The sequence below is a fragment of the Candidatus Nomurabacteria bacterium genome, from assembly GCA_023898525.1.
Classification (GTDB): Bacteria; Patescibacteriota; Minisyncoccia; order Phycocordibacterales; family UBA918; genus OLB19.
On record CP060227.1, the window covers coordinates 296418 to 319007 of the forward strand.

Below are 22590 nucleotides of genomic sequence, written 5' to 3' on the forward strand. Positions count from 1 at the left end.
TGGTTTAACTTTTTTGGAGGTCTGGTATGTACAATTTTGAACCTTTAACGACTTTTGTATACACAATTAGCTTTGCTACTTGGTTAAGACTGGTTGCTATATTTTTTATTTTTGGTTTGACTTTAATATCAACCGAGTACACTGACAACATTACCATACCAATTGGAATGGTAGCTATTGGATTTGTCTTAATTATGGGGAGCTTTCTGTGTAAGGACAAAAGTTGATTATGGATGTTGTAAAAAAGCCGGTTTGCATATTATTTCGCGCAAACCGGCTGTTTTTATTTTGAATTTTAAAACAATTCGAAAAATGGCTTTGTAGTATAAAAAAAATAAAGCCGACTACACATTCTTTCTGTGCATCGGCTTTATGTTTACAAAAGATAATGTGGGTGTACTTAAATTGCCACACCCCATTCTGTTATTTCAAAATCAAAAACAGGAGTACCAGCCAGCCCTACAACATTTTCCGTTGAATCAAAAAACACGTAGTCATTTGGTGTGTCCTTGTATATATTATCTCCATCTTCAAAATGTTTGGCTACTTGAGGAATACCATATTTTTCCAACACTAGCCAAAATCCAGAGTCGGAATACAAAAAGGCAGTGTCATATCCGTCGCCGCCAGAAAGCATGTCTCCACCCCCGTTGGATATCATTTTGTCATTCCCACGACCCGCAACAACCACATCAAATGTTTTTTTTGGGTAGTGATGTCTGTATTGTGTCATTACCACTTGTACCTAGAAAAAACATGTTTTTCTCCTTTTAGTTTAAAAAATATACACCCCTCATACAATAATAATACTGTATGTAGTGCGCGGTAAAACTAGCACAATATAGAGTTGTTGTCAACAGGGAAATCCTGAATTCTCACCCTAATTGCACAATCCTTTGCACCCTAATTGCACAGGTCAAGATGACATACATACTGCTTTTGTATGTCACACAAACAAATAGGACCGGAAGACTGGCCGGTTATTTCACGTATGCTCAAAGCGGGATACTCAGGAGTGGAGATTGCGCACATTATCAACAAAGATCCAAGTGCGGTTAATAGACATATTAAAGCGTATGGTGGTCGGGATAGATACGATGCTCGCGAGGTTCGCAGAAAGAAAAAACAGGCACGTATCATTGCTATGGAAGGTACTAGAATACTCAAAGGAGTATTATTACGAGAAGTGAAACGATTATTAAAACAACACTACTCACCGGAACAGATAGTCGGAGTACGTGATGACATCTCTGCGAGCACTATCTACCGATACATTAACGAACGAGCTCCACACCTTAAACAATTTCTTCGTTCTCAGAAAGGCAAGTATCGGCGCAAACGAGGCACCAAAATACGTGAAAAAGTTCGTGAAAGAGCCAAGAAACGTCGTATTGATGAACGACCGCCCATTATTGAACGTCGCTCCCGTTTGGGAGATTGGGAGGGAGATACTATGCTGGGAAGAGACAAACGAGTACGTATTGTCACCTTCGTTGATCGCAGAAGCGGGTATCTAATTGCGTATCTTCTGCCAAAATTAAATGCTACTTTACTCACTAAACTGGCGGTGGAAAAATTCAGGCGTATACCCAAAAACAAACGAAAGACCGCTACCTTTGATAACGGTACCGAGTTCAGTGACTGGGAACGGTTTGAGAAACAAACGAGTATGACTGTGTACTTTGCTTATCCATACCACTCTTGGGAGCGTGGTACCAATGAAAATACTAACGGGCTACTTCGACAATATTTTCCGAAAGACTTGGATTTCAACACCATTACTCCACAAGAACTTTCTGAAGCGGTTCGTCGTATAAATCATCGTCCTAGAAAGAGACATAATTTCAAGTCTCCACATCAGATATTTTGGAAGTGATGGTCTGTGCAATTAGGGTGGTGATTCAAGAATTGTGAGGTTGAAGAAGAAAGAGCGGCGCCTACGGCGCCGCTCTTTCTTCTTCAAATTCCCTCTATAATTCTATTTTACTTCTCCATCTTTTCGATCATCTCGTACTTCCTGCTTCCCTCAAAGCCAGAACCAGCTGGGATAAGCTTACCAATAATCACATTTTCCATTAGTCCCGCGAGATTATCATGACTTCCCTTCACCGCTGCGTTGATCAAGACGCGAGTAGTGTTTTGGAAAGAAGCAGCTGACAAGAAGCTCTTACGTGATAGTGACGTTTCGGTAATACCAAGGATAAGTTTTTCAGCCTTAGCTACTTCCTTACCAGCTTCTTTCAACTTATTGTTTTCTTCAACGAAAATCCACTCCTCTACCACATCACCAACAGTAAATGGACTTTCGCCAGAGCTGGTGATTTTTACTCGAGACATCATTTGCTTAACAATCAACTCGATATGCTTACGAGCAATGGTCACACCCTGAAGTTCGTAGATCTTGTTTACTTCAGAAATAATGTAGTCTTGAGTAATTTCTTGTCCACCAAACTTGAAGAGTTCCGGCAGTAGGGCTGATCCGTCAGTTAGTAGCTGACCAGCTTTTACAGTGTCACCCTTCGATACCGCCACCACACGACGATAGTGTACTTCGTACTCGATATTATCTTTCTTCTTTGGCGCTCCCTTAGCCGTCATATCTGGAGCCACCACTATCACCTTCTCTCGTCCTTCAGTACGAATACCTACTACCTGCCCCTCACACTTAGATACCACAGCCGGAATCTTTGGCTGACGTTTTTCAAATACTTCTTCCACACGCGGCAGACCCTGAGTTACGTCTCCACCTTGAGAAGCTGCACCTCCGGCGTGCTTGGTGTTCATAGTTAGCTGAGTACCCGGCTCACCAATCGCTTGCGCTGCTACCGTACCTACCGCCTCACCAATGTCCACCAGTTGGTTGGTTGAAAGATCGATACCATAACAGTGCTGACAGACACCACGCAGTGTCTTACAAGTCATTGGTGAACGAACCACCACCGACTCACAAGTTGACTCCTCAACTGCGATTGCATCAAGACGAGTAAGTAGATGTCCCTTAGGGAAAATCACTCGACCCTTAGTATCAATCGCGTCTTCAGCCAAGATTCTACCCTTAATAGCCTTTGAGAAAGCAATCTCAATTCCGGAAGCAGAGATACGATTTATGTTGACACCCTGCTTAGTTTTACAATCTGACTCAGTTACAATCGCGTCCTGTGCTACCACGAAGAGACGGCGAGTCAAATATCCAGCCTTAGCGGTCTGGAGAGCGGTGTCAGCCAGACCCTTACGAGAACCGTGAGTGGTAATAAAGTACTCAATCGGAGACATACCTTCCTTCATTGAAGAAAGAATCGGGAATTCAATTGTCTCACCACGAGTGTTTACAATCAAACCTTTCATACCAGCCATCTGAGCAATCTGTCCTAGTGAACCTCTAGCCCCAGACTTCCACATTTCAAAAGCCGACCCGTTTTCGTCCAATGTTTCAGGCAAAGCTTTCTCAATTTCAGTTTTCGCACGGTGCCAGATTTCTACAATCATACGGCGGCGTTCGTCGCGCGAGATCAGACCTTCATCATAAGCCTCAATAACAGACAATTCCTCAGCTCTAGATTTATCTAAAATTGCTGTTTTTTCTTTTGGCACACTCACTTCATCAATACCCCAAGTCACACCTGACTTAGTAGCGTATCGTAAACCAAGACGCTTTAGTTTATCGACAATCGGTGGTACCGCTTCTGGGCCACGAGAGTCAATGATATCAATAATCACTGTGAAGAGAGTTTTTTGAATCACAACATCATTTATAAAATGATGGTCTGACGGCAAAACACTGTTGAAGATCAAACGCCCCACTGTAGTTTCAAAAATCTTACCTTCAAACTGTTGGTATTTTTCGGTATCAGTAGCCAAAACCTTAACCTTAGCCCTAAAGTCAATAACCCCGTAATCAAAAGCATTGATGGCGTCATTTGGTGAGGCAAAGAATTTACCTTCACCCTTTGCTCCTTCAATTATCTTTGTCATCCAGTAGGCACCAAGCGCCATATCAAGCAATTTTTCAGAAACCACTGGCTCAGCTGAACCTGGCTTAAGAATATTTTTGTTAGCTGAAATAATCTCTTTAGCTTCCAACTGTGCCTCTTCTGACAAAGGTACGTGTACCGCCATCTGGTCACCGTCGAAGTCTGCGTTGAAAGCACGACAAACCAGTGGGTGCACTTGAATCGCATTACCTTCGATCAATACCGGCCGAAAAGCCTGAATACCCTGACGGTGCAAAGTCGGTGCTCGGTTTAGAAGTACATGACGACTCTTAATAACATCTTCCAAAATCGCCCATACCTCTGGCACACCATCTTCAATCAAGCGGCCAGCACCACGAATGTTATAAGCCAACTCCTGTTTCAATAGTTCAGCCACCACAAACGGTCGGAAAAGCTCCAGTGCCATATGCTTAGGTAGACCACACTGATCAAGTGCCAACTCCGGACCAATCACAATCACTGAACGTCCAGAGTAGTCTACACGCTTACCAAGTAGGTTTTGACGGAAGTATCCTTGCTTACTCTTTAGATAGTCAGACAATGACTTAAGAGGACGACGTTGAGCTTGACTCATGGCTGAGTAAGCACCGCCACCATGACGGATTGAGTTGTCGATCAAAGCGTCAACCGCTTCCTGCAAGATACGCTTTTCATTACGCAAAATCACATCCGGAGCCTGAATATCAATCAATTTCTTAAGACGGTTGTTACGGTTGATTACTCGACGGTAAAGATCGTTTAGGTCTGAAGAAGCGTGACGTCCACCCTCAAGGGCTACCATCGGACGAATCGCTGGTGGGATGACAGGAATACGTACCAAGAACATCCACTCCGGACGTACACCAGCATTAATCATACCGCGCACTAGCGATAGACGCTTATCAAGCTTAGCTCGTTCCATGGCTCCAGCTGTCTCTCGTTCTTTTTCTAGTTGTTCCAAAAGCTTTGGTAGATCAACCTGCTTAAACAAGTCATAAATTGCCTCCGCTCCAATTCGAGCTTCAAATAAAGTACTGTACTTAATTGAATAGCGATGGAAAGTTAACTCATCTAGAACCACTCCAGGATTAACTCCTTCAATCTCACGACGCATTTCCTCCATTCGAGACTTGAGAGCTTCCTTGGCTTCTTCGTTTTGTAGAGACTTTACTTTGGTCTTGTATTCAGTGTCTAGCTCCTTGAGCAAACGGGCTCTATCCTCCTCACTAACTTTAGTGATGATGTATCCGGCGAAGTAGATAACCTTTTCTACCGCAGAAGCAGTAATACCGAGAATCATGGCGATTCGACTTGGTACACCACGCAAAAACCAGATGTGTGACACTGGAATACAAAGATCAATGTGTCCCATTCGTTCTCGACGTACAATCGCACGAGTCACTTCCACTCCACATTTTTCACAGACGATTCCTTTGTAGCGGATACCTCGATACTTTTTACACGAACACTCATAGTCCTCAACCGGACCAAAAATACGTTCGTCAAATAGACCATGCTTTTCTGGACGCTGGGTACGATAATTAATAGTTTCCGGCTTTGTCACCTCTCCGTGTGACCAATCAAGAATGGTCTCCGGGGCAGCTAAGCGCAAACTAATCTCAGTAAAATTAGTTGGAGCAGCCGGAGCTTGTTTGGTGAATGATGATGTTTTAGTAGACATATTATTTATTTTACGCTGATTCATAATCTCGCTTCGGACGTTCTGCTCTATCTAATTTTACGTCCAGTGATAATCCTCTAAGCTGGTTAACCAACACATTGAAAGCGGCTGGTGTATGTGGGTGACTGATTTTTTCACCACGCACGATCGCGTCAAAAGCCGCTGACCTTCCAACAATATCGTCAGACTTAATAGTCAACATTTCGCGTAGAGTATAAGCAGCTCCATAACCCAGAAGTGCCCACACCTCCATTTCTCCAAATCTCTGACCTCCGATCTGAGCCTTTCCACCAAGTGGCTGCTGGGTAATAAGTGAGTATGGACCAATTGAACGCATGTGAATCTTATCTTCCACCATGTGGTGCAATTTAAGAATATACATGTAACCAACCGCAGTTTTCTGAGCAAATTTATCACCAGTCAAACCATCACGTAGTTGAATCTTTCCATCCTCTGGTAAACCGGCTGCTTTTAGCTCAGCTTTTACATGGTCTTCAGTCGCTCCAGCAAACGGTGGAACAATAGCTTGGTAACCAAGAGTGTTAGCCGCCATACCTAGGTGGAGTTCTAGAATCTGTCCAAGGTTCATACGAGAAGGTACTCCAAGCGGTGTAAGCAAGACATCAATTGGTTGACCATCTTCGGTATACGGCATGTCTTCTTCCGGCAAGATACGAGAGATAACTCCCTTGTTTCCGTGTCGTCCAGCTAGCTTGTCTCCCACAGACACATTTCTAACTTGGGCGATTGTGACATGAATACGCTTGATTACACCGCTTTCAAGCTGATGTCCGTTGTCTCGAGAGAAAATCTTTACCCCGATCACACGACCCCGCTTACCAGCTTCAAGTCGTAATGAAGTATCCTTCACATCCTTTGCTTTTTCACCAAAGATCGAGCGTAATAGTCGCTCTTCTGGAGAAAGTTGAGTTTCACCTTTTGGTGTTACCTTACCAACCAAGATATCTCCCGGTCGCACCTCCGCTCCGATACGGATGATACCGTCCTCATCTAGGTTGCGAAGTTTTAGTTCTGACACATTTGGAATGTCTGAAGAAGTAACTTCTGGACCAAGTTTAGTGTCACGTACTGACACCTCAAGCTCATCGAGGTGAATAGTTGAGAACTTACTTTGCTTTACCAAGCGCTCAGAAATAACAATCGCATCTTCGTAGTTAGCACCATTCCAACTCATGAAAGCCACAAGAGCGTTTTGACCTACCGCAATCTGACCGTTATCAGTTGACGATGTATCAGCCAACAAATCACCTCGCTTCACCTTATCTCCGACGGTTACCGCTGGTCGATGATAGAAAGCTGAGAAGTCATTAGTTCTTTGGAATGAAGTGAGTGGATAATCTTTTTTCTTGCCGTCTTTGTTCTTTACCACTATGTGTTTCGCATCACATTCTACCACCTCACCAGCTTCAGATGCATAAATAACTCTATGAGTATCACGAGCCACCATACCTTCTACACCAGTCGCCACAATCGGTGCTTCTTGAACTAGACAAGGAGTAGCCTGCTTCTGCATGTTTGAACCCATCAGAGTACGGTTGGCATCGTCATGGTTCATAAAAGGAATCATGGAGGTTGCCACTGAGAATGGCTGATTGGTTGCCACATCAATATACTCGACTTCCTTAGCTGGGATTAGGCGAGGTGTACCCTTAGCTCGCGCCTCAATAAACTCACCCTTTATCTTACCTTTCGCATCAACCTCAACCGCCGCATGAGCAATGTTGTATTTCTCCTCTTCGTGAGCATTGAAGTAAGTAACCTCACCGGTAATAACTCCCTTTTCTACTTTAGCGTAAGGTGTCTCGATAATACCAAAACGATTGACCCTAGAGTACATTGACAGGCGAAGGATCAAACCAATGTTCGGACCTTCCGGTGTATGAATAGGACAAAGGCGTCCGTAGTGAGAAGGGTGGATGTCACGCACCTCAAAGCTCGCTCGCTCGCGAGTAAGTCCACCTGGACCCAAAGCTGATAAAGTTCGTAAATGTTCGATTTCAGCCAAAATATTCTGCTGTTGCGAGAACTGAGAAAGCTGGTTGGTCGTGAAGAATTCTTTGATAGCAGCTTGGAGTGGACGTGGATTAATGATCTGCATTGGTAGACTAGTCTCAGCCTCAATCGTAGACATACGATCTTGAATATTTCGCTTCATGCGAGTCATACCGACCCGAACACGTTGTTGGAGCATTTCACCAAAGTAGCGCACACGACGAAAACCGAGGTGATCGATATCATCAGCCACTGCTCCCGGTTCATGGTTTTGCACCACGATGTGAGACAAAATAAGTTTGAAGTCCTCGATTGAAACAGTTCGTTCGTCGGTTGCCTTCTTATCAATCGGACGGCCAAATCGCTCATTGAAGTGATGACGACCGATTTCAGATAAGTCGTATCTAGCTGGAGTGAAGATAGAATTAACAAACTCACGAGCGTTTTCTACGGTTGCCAAATCACCGTCACGCAAACGCTTATAGATTTCGATATAAGACTCATCGGTAGTTTTAGCCGGGTCTTTAGCAATAGTTGCTTTCATGTATTCCTCACCACGCTCCACTCCCTTAAGTAAAGCAATCATGTCCTTATCTTTTTCTAGACCAAGCACGCGAAGCACTGAAGAAACTGGGAATTTCTTTTTGCGGTCGATCTTTACATAGATAACACCATCAGCCTCTGACTCGATTTCAATCCATACTCCACGAGCCGGAATAATCTTAGCGCCAAAAAGCTGTTTGCCCTTTGATTCAGTCTGGGTAAAGAAGATACCATAAGAACGAGCCAGCTGCGGAACGATTACACGCTCTACACCATTGATGATGAAAGTACCATGTTCAGTCATAACCGGCAGATCGGTCATAAAGATTTCCTGATCCTTTTCACTTTCAAAGGTCTTGTTCTTCAAAATCACATGCGCTCGAAGCGGTGCTTCATAAGTGATTTTATTCTCCTTGGCAAACTCTGGAGTACACTTAGGGGAACCTAGCTCATACTTTTTGAACTTCATCTCAAACTTCTTTTCAGAATAGTCACTAATTGGTGAAAATTCAGTAAAAATTTCTTTTAGAGCAGTTTCCACAAACCAACGAAAAGATTCGCGCTGTGGCTCAATCAGGTCCGGCAACGGAATCTTTGGATCCGCACTCACCTGGAAGCGCTTTTGCGGCATATTTCCAACTGAAACTCTTTGTTCCTCTTTATGCTTTATTCCCATAAACACTTAAATATATAAATTAATTACCTCCAAAACCAAACACACCACAAAACGCGCCTATTTGCGCTTTTTATGACAGTTTTAGTTTTACTTGATTAATATCGACATCACGTGCTTCGTGATTTACCCCGCGATATGAAAATCTCCCATCCACAACTCATTCGAGACCCCTTTGCGTTTGTGGCGGAATTATAACAAAATAAGAATTTTTCGCAAGGGTGGATATCTAATAACTCCACCCCCATTTTTTTGCTAGCTAATGACTGCCCTTAGCTTTCCCTTTGCCACTTCTCTACCAAAGCCGGATTTCCGCTTAAAAGCACTTCTGGCACCTTGTATTCCTGCTTTTTGTACTTAAAAACTTCTGGCCTAGTGTAGACCTTACCGTTCGTAAGCCGCTCGTCTTCTAGTGACTCAAAATCTCCCAACACACCAGGAATCTGCCTAGCTGTCGCATCTATTATAGTAAGGGCTGGTAGCTCACCGCCGGTCAAGATATAGTCACCAACCGATACTTCCTCGGCGTTAGTAATTTGTCTTACCCGATCATCAATTCCTTCATAGCGCCCACTGATCAAGACCAGATGATCGTATTTTTTAGCATACTCCTTGGCCAAATCTTGGGTAAACTTCTTTCCTCGCGGCGACATGATAAGAGTCTTAACCTTTTTCTGATCACGCTTTCGCCCAACCGCCTTGTCCCAAGCTTTTACCACCGGTTCTACTTGCATTACCATCCCTGGCCCACCACCGTATGGTTTATCGTCCACCTTATAATGTTTACTTTGAGAGAAATCACGTGGATTATAGTATGAAACCTCGATTTTCTTACCCCGCACCTTTGCTCCTTTACCTTTATTAGTCTTCTGTGCCCGCCCCAAAATACTCACGCCAGTGTACGCCCGGCAAACATCTGGAAACAATGTAATGATATGAAAATGCATATTGAGAACTAAAATTTATTTGTTTCAACTTTTTTATATAAAAAGAATTGAAAAACTACAACCAATGACATTAATGCTCCGATTGTCATTGGAATAATCAATACCCAATCTTTTAACATAATTCCATACAAAACCCAAAACGAGTAAGAAATAGCAAGAATAAAGAAATAAAAGAAAGACAATCCTTCGACGCTTTTTCTTTCTTTATTTTTCTTTACCTGAGCACTCAAACCTAATCCAGTTACTATAAGTGATAGAAGTACAGTAATTACACCAATGATTTCCATATACAGATTGTATCATCTATATAAATAAAAACACCACTTGTTTGTGAGTGGTGTTTTTATTCTATTTTTTATCTATATCTTCAAGTCCTCAATCGCTTGATCTAGAGACTTTGGCTCGGTGGCTGGGTTATCTTCATTCATGGCCTCAGACATCTCTCGATCCATACCCCGACTTCCCCCTTCCGGTTCATTGATCTTAAGATTGACGCGGGCGTCATTTTTCATACCCACGACGCGGAGCAAGGTACGAATAGCCTTGGCAGTATTGCCCGAACGACCAATAATCTTACCCATATCATCAGCATGCACATCAAGTGTTAACAACACACCCATCTCATCGACAGTGCGGTTAATCTTAACACTTTCTGGATGATCAACTAGCGCTTTAACTAGCGATTCTAGAAACTGCTTATCTTCGTGCGTATCCATAAAATCAAATTCTTATCTAATCTAGTAAGCATGCGTCAAAAGATGACGTTGCTTGTATAATAATACGTAAGCTTTAATCAAGCGTCAACACAAAACCCGTGTATATAAACACAGGCTTGATTCATTTTTACACTTAAGCGGCGGTAGCCGGAGCAACTTCTTCTTCAGTCTTAGCTTCCGCTTCAGCTGACTCCTCTTCCTTTACCTCCTCGGCTTCACTAGCTTCAGCAGCTGCCTTGGCCTCTGCCTCAGCTTTTTCCTTAGCTTCCGCTTCAGCCTTGAGTTTAGCTTCATCAATAATCGGTGACTTTTTTGGTAAAACATTCTTTTTCTTACCCTCTATCACTTTATTTGAAACCAAGATGTTGTAGACAGTGTCTGAAGGCTGTACACCCTGACTAAGCCAGTGCTTGGCTTTTTCTCCATCTAGCTGAACATGATTTAGCTTTGGGTTGTATGAGCCTAGATGATCCACATGCTTGTTACTCTTGGGACCAGTTCTTTTGTCTACCACCACAATTCTGTATGAGGGGTCGTTTTTCCGACCAACCCGTTGTAAACGCATCATTAACATAAGTGGAGCTAGAGTAGCAGATTGTATAGGTTTGGTCAACAGGCAAAATAGGTGTGGGTTCATGTATAAAAAAGCCACATGACAACGCATGCCCGTGGCTTTTTAAACCCGACTGGAATTAAGTTACCAATTGTGGCTCCAAAGAACCTTCCCTAAACTTAAATAAAGAGAATTCCCTCACTTTGGTATTCTTATCATCAGGACACAGATAAATTGCTACGTAACTCGGTACACTCACCCCTCCGTCAAGAACAAATCCTATATTAGCATCAACACTGATGGATTTACCCTCTTTACAAACTTTCCCAGTAAACAGCATAGAATAAATTCTTTTGTTACTTGAACATATATATTCACAATCAAACATATCTTTCTCAAGACAAAAAGATGAATCAATTTTTTGCAAGGCAGGGACAACTTGCGTCATGGCCAGTATACCTAACACACCTTCTAGACCATCGTCCATTTTAGGAATAATCATAAGTTATTACCTCCAAAATAATTTTCACAAAAAACAACCCAACTGCTTTTGGTAGCATATATAACAAATTTAAAATGTCAAATTAACTCGTCACTCAATACAACAGTGGAAATATTAATAGTCAATGCTATACTGACCACCATGAATAATCTAAATACATACGAAGGGATAATCATGATCCGGGGCAAAGGGACCGGTTTTGTGAACCATCCTGACTTTGAGGAGGATATCGTGATCGAGCGCGAAGCCTTAGGCTTCGCGCTCGATGGTGACATCGTAAAAATCGAGTTAAAGAAAAAAGTCCCCGGCAAAAGACGTGAGGGTAAGGTGTTAGAAGTAGTTAAACCAGCCTATCGAGAACTAATCGGTGTCGTCAAAGAAAAGACCGAAAACGGCCAAACTGTTAAGTTTTTAAATCCTGACAACCACCGTATTCACATCCGTCCCCTACTTCCAGAAGCTACCAGCAACGACCTTGATATGAAGGTGGTCGTAGAAATTACCAAATGGACCCAACCTCTCCTTGATCCAATCGCCAAAATCAGCGAGACCATCGGCCACGCCGGAGATCATGAGACCGAAATGCAAGCCATCATCAGAAGTGGCGGTTTTGCTAAGACTTTCCCAGAATCAGTCCAAAAAGCCGCCCAGGATTTACACAGTAACCAAGAACAGATTTTTGCCGACGCTCTAAAAGACCCAAAACGTCGCGACTTTCGTGGCGTTACTACCATGACTATCGACCCAGCGGACGCCAAGGACTTTGACGATGCTCTTTCCTGTCAATTTTTACCATCTGGTAATGTAGAAATCGGTATTCACATCGCCGACGTATCACACTACGTTCGTGAAAACGACGACATAGACACCGAGGCCAAAGAACGTGCCACTTCTGTTTACCTGGTAGACCGCGTAATTCCGATGTTACCGGAAATTTTGTCTAATGACCTCTGTTCCCTAAGACCAAACGAAGACCGCTTAGCTTTCTCAGCTGTTTTTGAACTGACTCCAGAAGCAAAGATTGTAAACGCTTGGTACGGTCAAACCATCATCCACTCCGATCAACGCTTCAGTTATGAAGATGCCCAAAAAGTACTAGACGAAAAAGACGGACCATATCTGAAAGAACTACAAACCATGATGGATCTTGGTCGTATATTGCGCAAAAAGCGCTACCAGGCCGGTGCTATCGCCTTTGAGCAGCCGGAAGTAAAGTTTGAGCTAGACGAACGCGGTGCGCCAATTCGTGCTTACGCCAAAGTCCGCACCGAAACCATGCTTATGATCGAAGACTTTATGCTTCTAGCTAACCGCGAGGTAGCTACCCATGTCTACGATCTCTGTAAAGACAAAGGGCGTGATGTGGCTTTCGTCTACCGTATCCACGACACTCCAGACCCAGACAAACTAGAAGAACTTGGTTCTTTCCTTAGAGCAATTGGCTATGAATTTGAGGTCAATAAAGGTATGGTCAAAGCGACCACTATCAACAAACTCTTAGAAGAAGTGACCGGAAAGCCGGAAGAAAACCTCATTAAAACAGCCACTATTCGCACCATGGCCAAAGCCATTTACTCTACCAAAAATATTGGTCACTTCGGTCTCGCTTTCAAATTTTATACTCACTTCACTTCCCCGATTCGTCGCTACCCTGACCTGATGGTACACCGCATGCTTCGTCGCCATTTAGACAACTCTACCATCGGACCAAAAGAACTAGCGAAGTACGAACAAATGTCACTGAAGTCTTCGCAACGCGAAATGGAAGCCGTGTCAGCCGAACGCGACTCAATCAAATTCAAACAAGTCGAATACCTAATGAACAAAATCGGCGAGACTTTCGAAGGAGTAATTACCGGGGTAACCGACTGGGGTATCTATGTGCAGGAAAAAAATACTCTAGCCGACGGTATGGTACGTCTAGGTAGTATCAAGAGCGATTACTTTGAGCATGAGGCTAGTAAATACCGCATCAAAGGCCAAAAGACCGGTAAGGTCTATCAACTAGGTGACGAAGTGAAGGTGAAACTAACCCGTGCTGATAAGGATGAAAGGCAGCTGGATTTTGAGTTGGTAGTGTAAGAGAATATACATACAACAAACCCCGCTGTAATCTTGCCTTAAGCGGGGTTTTAATCTATCAGGTTTCAAGCATAAGACCGAGCTTCATACCATTAAACTGACCTCCTGAATATCTTACAAACTTAAACATATTAAGCTCAAGTTTTGATAAACTAGGACTATGCTTAACTAATACAATCTTATGCGGGTAACCGTCACATAAATACATATATAATTCTGCTACAAATATTTCAGACTCATAAATCTCCACTCGATCAGTGTCTTTATTAAATAACAAACTTAGAGTCGGATGCTTGTACCTGCGTCTAAAATAATTTTGTTTTCCTACAATTTCTTCTATTGAGGACTGACAATGAGTAATATGTGTCCGGCAGAAATCAGTCCATCTGGGAGACTCTTTTAAAGCAGTTATTTCCTTGTACGTCCTTAGATTTTCATACAAAGCATTCCAGCTAGTATTACCTGAACGATCCAGTACTACAAGGTTAGTAAGCCAAATTCTAATTAATTCAATCAAATTTATCATCAACCACCTCCATTTGTTGGTTAATTAAAAAAATATATCCACAAAACCTAAAAGGTTTATAACACAAAACCCCGCAAACTTAAAGGTTTGCGGGGTTTTCATATATCCTGAAAGCATATTAAAGGGTTTCTATAAGATCCGACACAGCTTTATCCTCTCGTTTTTCTTCAAGTTCTATTTCTGATTTTTCTTCCTCAGTAAACCCTCCTTTATCCCATCTATTCATCTTTTCTTCCAGCGTCTCGACTTTTTTGTCCTGAACCTCAAACACCTCTATTTGATTATCCGTATAAGTAAAATTTTTCACTAATAAATTTACTATGAATAGAATGAAGATGAATAAGACAATTACCGTAATTATATCTTTTTTCATAAATATCTTTCTAATCTAAAACCAGAATTATTTCGCCACCGCCACCGCTTCATCTAACTTCACCGACAAGAGTTTAGACACTCCATCTCCACCCATTGTTACCCCGTACAAGATACCAGCTCGGCTCATAGTCTCCCGATTGTGAGTGATAAGAATAAGTTGTGATTTCTTGGCCAACTCTTCGATCATATCACCATAGCGACGACTATTAGCTTCATCGAGCGCCGCATCGGTCTCATCAAGGATAATAAACGGCGGCGGATTCACCTGACTCATAGCAAAAATAAGGGCGATCGAAGTCAAGGCCCGTTCCCCGCCCGAAAGCATCTCAAGGCCTTTCACTCGCTTGTTTGGTAACTTAACCGCTAACTCAATACCGTTCTCTTTTTTCTTCGTCGACTCACCCTCTTCATCCACCTCGTCTTCTTCATCGGTTTTTGTAGTTACCTTTTCGAGCTTAGCCTCGCCACCGCCAAACATCAGTACAAAAAACCGGTTAAACTCGTTGGAAATTTTATCAATTCCCACCACAAACTGCTCTTCTAGTTTTTCATTGAGTTCAGCAATCAGTTCTCTTAACTTTTCAATTGATGCTTCGAGATCAGCTATTTCGTGAGCCAAAAATTCATCACGGGCTTTAGCGTCATTATATTCCTTTACCACATCTTCAGTGGCACCAATACCCATTTCCTCTAAACGAATCTTCAATTTTTCTAACTCATGCCGTCTTTGTCGCTGCACGCTCCTTTCTTCAGAAATTATACTTTCTTCGGCCACCTCCTTATCGTGTTCATCTTTAACTACAAAATCATAGTACTGTGAAGCCCCTCGCCCCAAAAGCGCCACCGCTTCTTGTAGTTCATCTTTAAATTCCTGACGATCACGATCTAAAACAGCTAGTTCTCGATCAATTTTTTCTATTTCACTTTCCAGTTCACGACTTTGTCCAACCAAATGAAAGACTGCGCGCTCAGCTTCGCGTCCCTCGGTTGCTTCTTTTTGTCGCTTGCCTTCTAGTTCGGTATAGGCTGTCTTTGCTTCCACTTCACTCTCTTTAGCTTTAACAATTTTTTCTTCCAATTCTTTTAATTCCTTTTGCAAACGTGCAAGCTCAGCTTGATCAAGCTCCTGATTATCATCCGGCACAGCTTCAGAACGTTCTACAAATAACTTTAGACGGTGCACTATGTCGGTAAGAGTCCGGTGGAGATAAGCTACCTCATCTTTTTTCGTAGCTTTTTCAACCTCTTGTTCAATCCTCTTTATTAGATCAGCCATTTCAGAGTACGGTATCGCTTTGCCTTTGTTTTCACTATTTCTTTTTTCATAGTCACGTAACCTCCTTTCCAAGAGAGAAATTTGACCCTCGTACTTACTATATTCGCGTTCTGCAACCTGTCTTTCTTCGGTCGCCTTACGTAACTTCTCATCTGCTTTCATAAAAGGTTCCAAATCTTGTTTGGACTCTGATTCTTTTAGAACCTTTTTTGCTTGCTCTAAGTCTTCTCTGGCTTTTTCTAAGTTTGCTTCCGGTTCCTTTCTCTTTTTAACCAAACGATCGTGATGATACGCAATGTAAGTATCCTCCCGTTTCAAATATTCAGCGTAAACGGTTTTTAACTGAGTCTGGAGTTCCAATGACTTTTCAATCTTTTGTACTTGGCGTTCAAGATATTTTAGATGTGGTGCCGCCTCTTTTCTCAACAGCTCCACTTGCGCAACATTATCTAATGTCTTTTTCAGCTTTTTGTCAGCTTCTTGCTTTTTATATTGATAAACTTTTAGTCCAAGTGCGTCTTCAATCATTTCCCGTCTTTCGCGTGCACCCGAACTCAAAATACGGTCTGCCTCACCTTGAGAAATAATATGATGACCGGTAGAACCAACATTAGCTGAAGCTAATAACTCTTGGATATCCTTAAGCCTTACATTTGAATCATTGAGTAAATATTCGTTTTGTCCGTCACGGTGTACTACCCGCTCGATTTTAACTTCGTCAAAATCGAGCGGAAAAGTCCGCTTAGTATTATCAAGTAAAATCACTACACTGGCTCGATTACCCCTCGATACATCAGTTGAACCGCCCCAAATTAAGTCTTCACCCTTTTTACCACGCATTGACTTAACCGACTGTTCGCCTAAAACAAACCGAAAAGATTCAGCCACGTTACTCTTCCCTGAACCATTCGGTCCAACGATAGCCGTAATTGGTGCCGAGAACTCTAGCTCGCTTTTTTTGGCGAAAGACTTAAACCCAGAAATTGTTAGTTCTTTTAAATACATTGCTGTGAATAATTTTACCAATCCTCGGCACCAATACTATAGACTGCGTAAGTTCTACTGTTTGCGTCGGCCGGTGTGGCTGTAGGACAAGCTCCACCCTGTCGCGGACAACGAGCAAACTCATCTCCATAACTTGAGACAGCTAACGACTCAACCGTGTCATACACCATCAGCTTATAAGCTGTACCAGCCGCGTTGGTCATATAATAAAATCCTTTATTTGGTTCGTTTTCAGATTTTGGATCAGTTGGTAAAGTAGCTGTAAAGTCGGGAGTTAGACCCAATATATATTTAACAGACGGACCACAAGCCACCTTATCACCAGAGTCGGTACCTCCACTTGGTCCAGCGAAAGACGTCCCCGGCGTACCACAACCTTGCTCCGGATAACGATCGTTTTGGGCTTTGTATAACTGAATAGCTAGTTGCAATTCTTTCAATTCTGATAATCGCGTTTTATCACGAGCTTGTTTACGAGCATCATCAAAAGCGGCAAATAATATAGCTGATAAGAGGCCAATAATCGCAATAACGACTAGCAACTCAATTAAAGTAAAAGCTTTGGTGTTTTTTTTATACATAATTCACTTATATTTATTTTATCACCTGCATATAACAGTGGAAGTGTCTCTAATTTTTATGGTTTCCGAAACAGAATTGACCAAAGGAGCGAATCCTCCCCAAACAGCATACGACTTTTGGTAGCGACTATCATTAGTCTTGCACCAGGCGGGAGTATTGTTACCATTCCAAGGTGGGTTTACACAAAAACCAGCTTTGTACGGATCAGAAGAACCACTACCATCCCAATCACAACTCTTAAACTCATGCTTGTAGTCTATTGAGTCCGCTTCGACTGAGTTCATCGCCATGATTTTATAGACAGTACCGGCGGTATTGGTACGGTATACATATCCATAATCTCCTGAACCAGACTTAGGGTCAACCGGTAGCACCGAAATAAATTCTGGAGCTAGATTAACGATATACTGTGTATTATTACCACTACAAGCATAGTTAGTACCCTGTTCACCGGACCACTGATCCGCCCCTCTACAACCCTCCGGATAACGACCGTACTTATTTTTATAAAGCTCTACCGCGTTTTGCAGAGCCCGCAAGTCAGCTTGTCTTTCCGTGTCACGTGACTGCTTTCCGGCGTCAGAAGTATTAAACATAACAACTGCCACCAAAATACCAATTATGGCAATTACTACCATAATCTCGATTAAAGTGAATCCGCGATAATAAAAATGCCTCATCTTCATATAAAAAAGTATAGCACGACCATTAAATTTGTACGGATAAATAATGTGATTAGTTAGACAAAAGCCCCGCGCCTACGGCACGGGGCTTTTGTCTAACTAATCACATTTTACAAACTAACCCCAACCCTTAGTCGCAATCGCCTGTTCAGCGGCTTGTTGCTCAGCTTCCTGCTTAGACCGTCCTTTACCTTCCGCTACTTTTTCATGCCGCAAGAAGACGCCAACGGTAAAGACTCGATCGTGGTCTGGCCCATCTTGAGATAAAGTTTCGTAAGTCGGTGTAATCGAAGCCCTCTCCTGCGCCAATTCCTGAAAACGACTCTTGGCATCTTGCCACAATCGTTTCTGAACAATCTCTTCAGTGTTTTTAAATAGTCGCCCGGCAATAAAATCGCGAGCCGCCTCATATCCCTGATCCAAATATATAGCACCAATACAAGCTTCAAAGACGTTAGCTAAAATATATTGCCTAGCTCGCCCCTCATCCTTGGCCTCACCTTTAGACATCAAAAGATATTGATTTACACCCAATTGCTCCGAAGCAGATGATAAGGACACAGTATTGACCAAAGCTGCACGCACAGCCGTAAGTTCCCCTTCTGGCTTATCTGGATACTTGGAAAATAAGTGGTCTGTAACCACCAATTCCAAAACTGCATCACCCAAAAACTCCAGACGCTCATTATGATCCCAAGTCGCCTCACGATGTTCATTTAAATATGAACGATGGGTTACCGCTGACAACAACAAGTTCATATCTTTAAAAGTAACACCTAGAATCGCTTGTAAAGCTTCTAAATCGCTATCAATATTTCTTTCTTCCATAAATCTATTCCCTAAAATAAGTATATCGGGAGATTAGCATTATTTACCGCGTCTGCCAACCAGCATTGTGATTGCCTTAGTAACTATTGGCAAAATATCTTCATAAAAGTTAAGCTCAAGAATGTCGGCCACTCGAAACCAACGAGCGTCATCTAAGCCACCCTTTTTCGCCAAAACGACATCTTGGTACGGGGACTTGGCAAGGAAATAATGAGCCTGTTTTCGAACCTTGCCGCGCTCTGGCTGTGACGCTATATACTCATTATTGCCCAGCTCCACTTCCACCTCTACCGGCAAGCCAATCTCTTCCAGAATAGCCCTGGTCGCACCTTGCTCAACAGTCTCCTCTTCCTTAACCTTGCTTTTAGACAAAGTCCAGTGGCCGAAAATATCATGGACTAAAGCCAGATATATTTCACCATTTTCTTCAGCATAAACCACTGCTCCTGACAAACGTTCAATCGGCATTTGGTCAAACGGCACATCCTTTTTACGTTTTTTACTTACCTCATCTTTACCAGGTTCTCCCATTTCTTTATAGACCGCACCCAACACCCCGTTTACAAACCGGCTGCTATTATCACCACCAAATTGCTTTGCCAGCTCAATCGCTTCATTGATAGCCACCTTAGCTGGCACCTCTGACCGCTCAGCAAACAAAAGCTCATAAAGGCCGAGTCTTAAAATATTGCGATCAACCGGTGAAATACGTTCAATCGGCCACTCGGGCGCAGCCTTGGTGATCACCAAATCAAGCTCTGACTGCTTACTCAAAACACCGTTCAAAAGCTTCTCCATGAACGGTCGGTCGGTCTTATTGGGAGCAAATTCTTCTATATTCCTATCTAAAACCTCAACCACTTCTTTTTTATCAATACTATTTAAATCCCACTCAAAGAGTGATTGCAGAACTATACTACGTGAAAGATGTCTGTTTGCCATAAAAAATGTACTAAAATAACTATATTACTACTGAGCTCAGTATAGCACGAGCCCAAATTCAAGATTACCTAAATCCACAAAAGCCCCTTTAGGGGCTTAAAGTTTATTTTGAAGCTGGTGCTAATTCTGGAGCAGTTTCAGCTGGAGTTTCTGACTCAGTCACTTCTTCACCGCGACGCGCTTCACGCTTGGCTTTTACTCGAGCGTCTCGGTCTTTCTTTTTAGCTGCTAAATCAAGTACCACGCGGTCCTTATAAAAACCACAACTAAGACACATGTGGTGTGGCCGGTGCATATCACCGCAGTTCTTGCAGGTAGCCAAATTAGGCGCCTTAAGAGCGTGATGTGAACGGCGGTTGGCGGTGTGTGACCGCGTATGTCGCATTCGAATTACCATAGTGGCGAAACTATAGCAAATTCTGGTAAAAAAGCAATGTCTCTTCCTTGCTTAATCATCAAATCATTAAAATTAGAATAGAGGGGAAATTTGGCGGAGCCAAATTTCCCCTCTATTTAAATATTAAGTATCAAAAAAGCACAGATAACCAAATCTGTGCTGTCTTCCCAGGTGCTGATGGCTAATGACTCAAGCCTTTCGGCGAATCAACCATCAGCACCTTAACGTTAGTAAGTAATGCGAGATAACCAGTATCTCTAACCAACACTGCAACCGACAGTGTCAGGAGCACACAAAAATGACCATTACTTTGGTAGCCATCAAACAAGCTACACGTTATCATTTAAGAGCTTCTATACTTACTTGAAACCAACAGGTGTAAAGGATCACGGTCTTCTTCGTGAATCTGAATGGCACTTTCTCTAGGCCACCAATCACTGTATAACAATGTCACTAATATATACAAACAATCCTTCCTATAAATGCAGTCTTTTTAGCTTTTTAAAGAAAACTACACTTAATGTTAAGAATTAATACACTGTGTGTATTTTTAATTGTCAGTATTCATGAATTATACTATTAACTCATGTCCCATTAACTATGTAACGACACTCACGTCTATATTACACTGGGCAGGTTAGGCATTGCCACTTGAGCATTACAAGTTCGCGGTACGAGAATATCAAACATCAAACCTCGTCTTCCCCGGAACCCCTGTTTTCAACGAACGCATTGATGTATAATCTTTAATCAATGTTTCAATATCATAGCAGATTTAAAACATTTGTCAAGCCTTTTTGCCTGAATTCTCACCCTAATTGCACAATCCTTTGCACCCTAATTGCACAGGTCAAGATGACATACATACTGCTTTTGTATGTCACACAAACAAATAGGACCGGAAGACTGGCCGGTTATTTCACGTATGCTCAAAGCGGGATACTCAGGAGTGGAGATTGCGCACATTATCAACAAAGATCCAAGTGCGGTTAATAGACATATTAAAGCGTATGGTGGTCGGGATAGATACGATGCTCGCGAGGTTCGCAGAAAGAAAAAACAGGCACGTATCATTGCTATGGAAGGTACTAGAATACTCAAAGGAGTATTATTACGAGAAGTGAAACGATTATTAAAACAACACTACTCACCGGAACAGATAGTCGGAGTACGTGATGACATCTCTGCGAGCACTATCTACCGATACATTAACGAACGAGCTCCACACCTTAAACAATTTCTTCGTTCTCAGAAAGGCAAGTATCGGCGCAAACGAGGCACCAAAATACGTGAAAAAGTTCGTGAAAGAGCCAAGAAACGTCGTATTGATGAACGACCGCCCATTATTGAACGTCGCTCCCGTTTGGGAGATTGGGAGGGAGATACTATGCTGGGAAGAGACAAACGAGTACGTATTGTCACCTTCGTTGATCGCAGAAGCGGGTATCTAATTGCGTATCTTCTGCCAAAATTAAATGCTACTTTACTCACTAAACTGGCGGTGGAAAAATTCAGGCGTATACCCAAAAACAAACGAAAGACCGCTACCTTTGATAACGGTACCGAGTTCAGTGACTGGGAACGGTTTGAGAAACAAACGAGTATGACTGTGTACTTTGCTTATCCATACCACTCTTGGGAGCGTGGTACCAATGAAAATACTAACGGGCTACTTCGACAATATTTTCCGAAAGACTTGGATTTCAACACCATTACTCCACAAGAACTTTCTGAAGCGGTTCGTCGTATAAATCATCGTCCTAGAAAGAGACATAATTTCAAGTCTCCACATCAGATATTTTGGAAGTGATGGTCTGTGCAATTAGGGTGGTGATTCAAGTTGGCTCAAATTTGGCTTATTTTTATGTAAAATCGTTATTTTAAGCCTTATTTTGTATATCTGTATAATACACGACTGCTTTATTGTTAATGATTAAAATAAACAAGGCACGTATTTATATAAGAAATTTATATAAGAAACACGTGCCTTTAATGTGTGTACTTAATAGACCCTTAGCCACACAAGTATTAAAAGTAATATAACCAACGTCCAGCCAATATATTCAGCTAGAGCCAAAACTGCAAAAAACAAACTCGCAAACAAACTCAATATGAGACCAATAGCGATAAATGCTAAAAAAACAGATCCTATAAGTACTGGAGCAATTCCAACACTCATCAGTATATATGGTTCAATCCTTTTATTTAAAACCTTTCTGTTAATGTTCATTACCCACCCCTTTTGTTTGTATATTTAAGAACACTTGCCAAGTTTTATATAAAATAAAATACAAT

General features: G+C 42.2%; 20 protein-coding genes. 3 read left to right on the top strand and 17 right to left on the bottom strand.

Features of this window, described 5'->3' with window-relative positions:
- Positions 1–400: 400 nt before the first annotated feature.
- Complete coding sequence (locus tag H6779_01290) at positions 401–733, bottom strand: hypothetical protein (GenBank protein USN88064.1); 333 nt, start codon at positions 731–733, stop codon at positions 401–403.
- Positions 734–943: 210 nt separating this feature from the next.
- Here H6779_01290 and H6779_01295 point away from each other — a divergent pair, with 210 nt between their 5' ends.
- Positions 944–1876 (top strand): IS30 family transposase, encoded by a 933-nt coding sequence (locus H6779_01295; GenBank protein ID USN88065.1) that lies wholly within the window; start codon positions 944–946, stop codon positions 1874–1876.
- A gap of 107 nt (positions 1877–1983) precedes the next feature.
- Here H6779_01295 and rpoC read toward each other — a convergent pair whose 3' ends face one another.
- The 7 genes from rpoC to H6779_01330 form a co-directional block, all read right to left on the bottom strand.
- Entirely contained in the window at positions 1984–5652 is a 3669-nt protein-coding gene (gene rpoC, locus H6779_01300) for a DNA-directed RNA polymerase subunit beta' (protein ID USN88066.1), read from the bottom strand.
- Positions 5653–5662: 10 nt separating this feature from the next.
- Positions 5663–8839 (bottom strand): DNA-directed RNA polymerase subunit beta, encoded by a 3177-nt coding sequence (locus H6779_01305; protein ID USN88295.1) that lies wholly within the window; start codon positions 8837–8839, stop codon positions 5663–5665.
- A gap of 314 nt (positions 8840–9153) precedes the next feature.
- Entirely contained in the window at positions 9154–9828 is a 675-nt protein-coding gene (gene trmD / locus H6779_01310; protein ID USN88067.1) for a tRNA (guanosine(37)-N1)-methyltransferase TrmD, read from the bottom strand.
- An 8-nt stretch (positions 9829–9836) separates the two neighbouring features.
- Entirely contained in the window at positions 9837–10115 is a 279-nt protein-coding gene (locus tag H6779_01315) for a hypothetical protein (GenBank protein ID USN88068.1), read from the bottom strand.
- A 72-nt stretch (positions 10116–10187) separates the two neighbouring features.
- Entirely contained in the window at positions 10188–10544 is a 357-nt protein-coding gene (locus tag H6779_01320; GenBank protein USN88069.1) for a KH domain-containing protein, read from the bottom strand.
- A gap of 133 nt (positions 10545–10677) precedes the next feature.
- Positions 10678–11112 carry a 30S ribosomal protein S16 gene (rpsP, locus tag H6779_01325; protein ID USN88070.1) on the bottom strand — a complete coding sequence of 145 codons (435 nt, stop codon included), beginning with the start codon at positions 11110–11112 and terminating at the stop codon, positions 10678–10680.
- 124 nt (positions 11113–11236) lie between these two features.
- The gene (locus tag H6779_01330) at positions 11237–11584 is read right to left on the bottom strand and encodes a hypothetical protein (protein USN88071.1); all 348 of its coding nucleotides are present in this window, start codon (positions 11582–11584) and stop codon (positions 11237–11239) included.
- Between the two features lie 156 nt (positions 11585–11740).
- On the opposite strand from H6779_01330, the gene rnr reads away from it, so the two are divergent.
- A complete protein-coding gene (rnr, locus tag H6779_01335) occupies positions 11741–13681 on the top strand; it encodes a ribonuclease R (protein USN88072.1) in 1941 nt (646 codons plus the stop codon).
- Positions 13682–13739: 58 nt separating this feature from the next.
- On the opposite strand, the gene H6779_01340 is transcribed toward rnr, so the two are convergent.
- The 8 genes from H6779_01340 to rpmF form a co-directional block, all read right to left on the bottom strand.
- On the bottom strand, positions 13740–14198 hold the full coding sequence (locus H6779_01340) for a hypothetical protein (GenBank protein USN88073.1): 459 nt from the start codon (positions 14196–14198) through the stop codon (positions 13740–13742).
- Positions 14199–14325: 127 nt separating this feature from the next.
- Positions 14326–14514, bottom strand: coding sequence for a hypothetical protein (locus H6779_01345; GenBank protein USN88074.1), 189 nt, complete (start codon positions 14512–14514; stop codon positions 14326–14328).
- Positions 14515–14607: 93 nt separating this feature from the next.
- Positions 14608–16863, bottom strand: coding sequence for an AAA family ATPase (locus tag H6779_01350; protein USN88075.1), 2256 nt, complete (start codon positions 16861–16863; stop codon positions 14608–14610).
- 14 nt (positions 16864–16877) lie between these two features.
- A complete protein-coding gene (locus H6779_01355) occupies positions 16878–17444 on the bottom strand; it encodes a type II secretion system protein (protein ID USN88076.1) in 567 nt (188 codons plus the stop codon).
- A 21-nt stretch (positions 17445–17465) separates the two neighbouring features.
- Complete coding sequence (locus H6779_01360) at positions 17466–18131, bottom strand: prepilin-type N-terminal cleavage/methylation domain-containing protein (protein USN88077.1); 666 nt, start codon at positions 18129–18131, stop codon at positions 17466–17468.
- A gap of 114 nt (positions 18132–18245) precedes the next feature.
- Entirely contained in the window at positions 18246–18956 is a 711-nt protein-coding gene (gene rnc, locus H6779_01365) for a ribonuclease III (protein ID USN88078.1), read from the bottom strand.
- A 39-nt stretch (positions 18957–18995) separates the two neighbouring features.
- Positions 18996–19898: a transcription antitermination factor NusB gene (nusB, locus tag H6779_01370; GenBank protein ID USN88079.1), complete on the bottom strand. Its 903-nt coding sequence runs from the start codon at positions 19896–19898 to the stop codon at positions 18996–18998.
- Positions 19899–20001: 103 nt separating this feature from the next.
- Positions 20002–20295, bottom strand: a complete 294-nt coding sequence (rpmF, locus tag H6779_01375) for a 50S ribosomal protein L32 (protein ID USN88080.1) — start codon at positions 20293–20295, stop codon at positions 20002–20004.
- 877 nt (positions 20296–21172) lie between these two features.
- Between rpmF and H6779_01380 the strand changes: the two genes are divergently transcribed.
- Positions 21173–22105: an IS30 family transposase gene (locus H6779_01380; protein USN88081.1), complete on the top strand. Its 933-nt coding sequence runs from the start codon at positions 21173–21175 to the stop codon at positions 22103–22105.
- A 192-nt stretch (positions 22106–22297) separates the two neighbouring features.
- Here the strand turns inward: H6779_01380 and H6779_01385 are convergent, their stop codons facing one another.
- Positions 22298–22525, bottom strand: a complete 228-nt coding sequence (locus H6779_01385) for a hypothetical protein (protein USN88082.1) — start codon at positions 22523–22525, stop codon at positions 22298–22300.
- Positions 22526–22590: the final 65 nt, after the last annotated feature.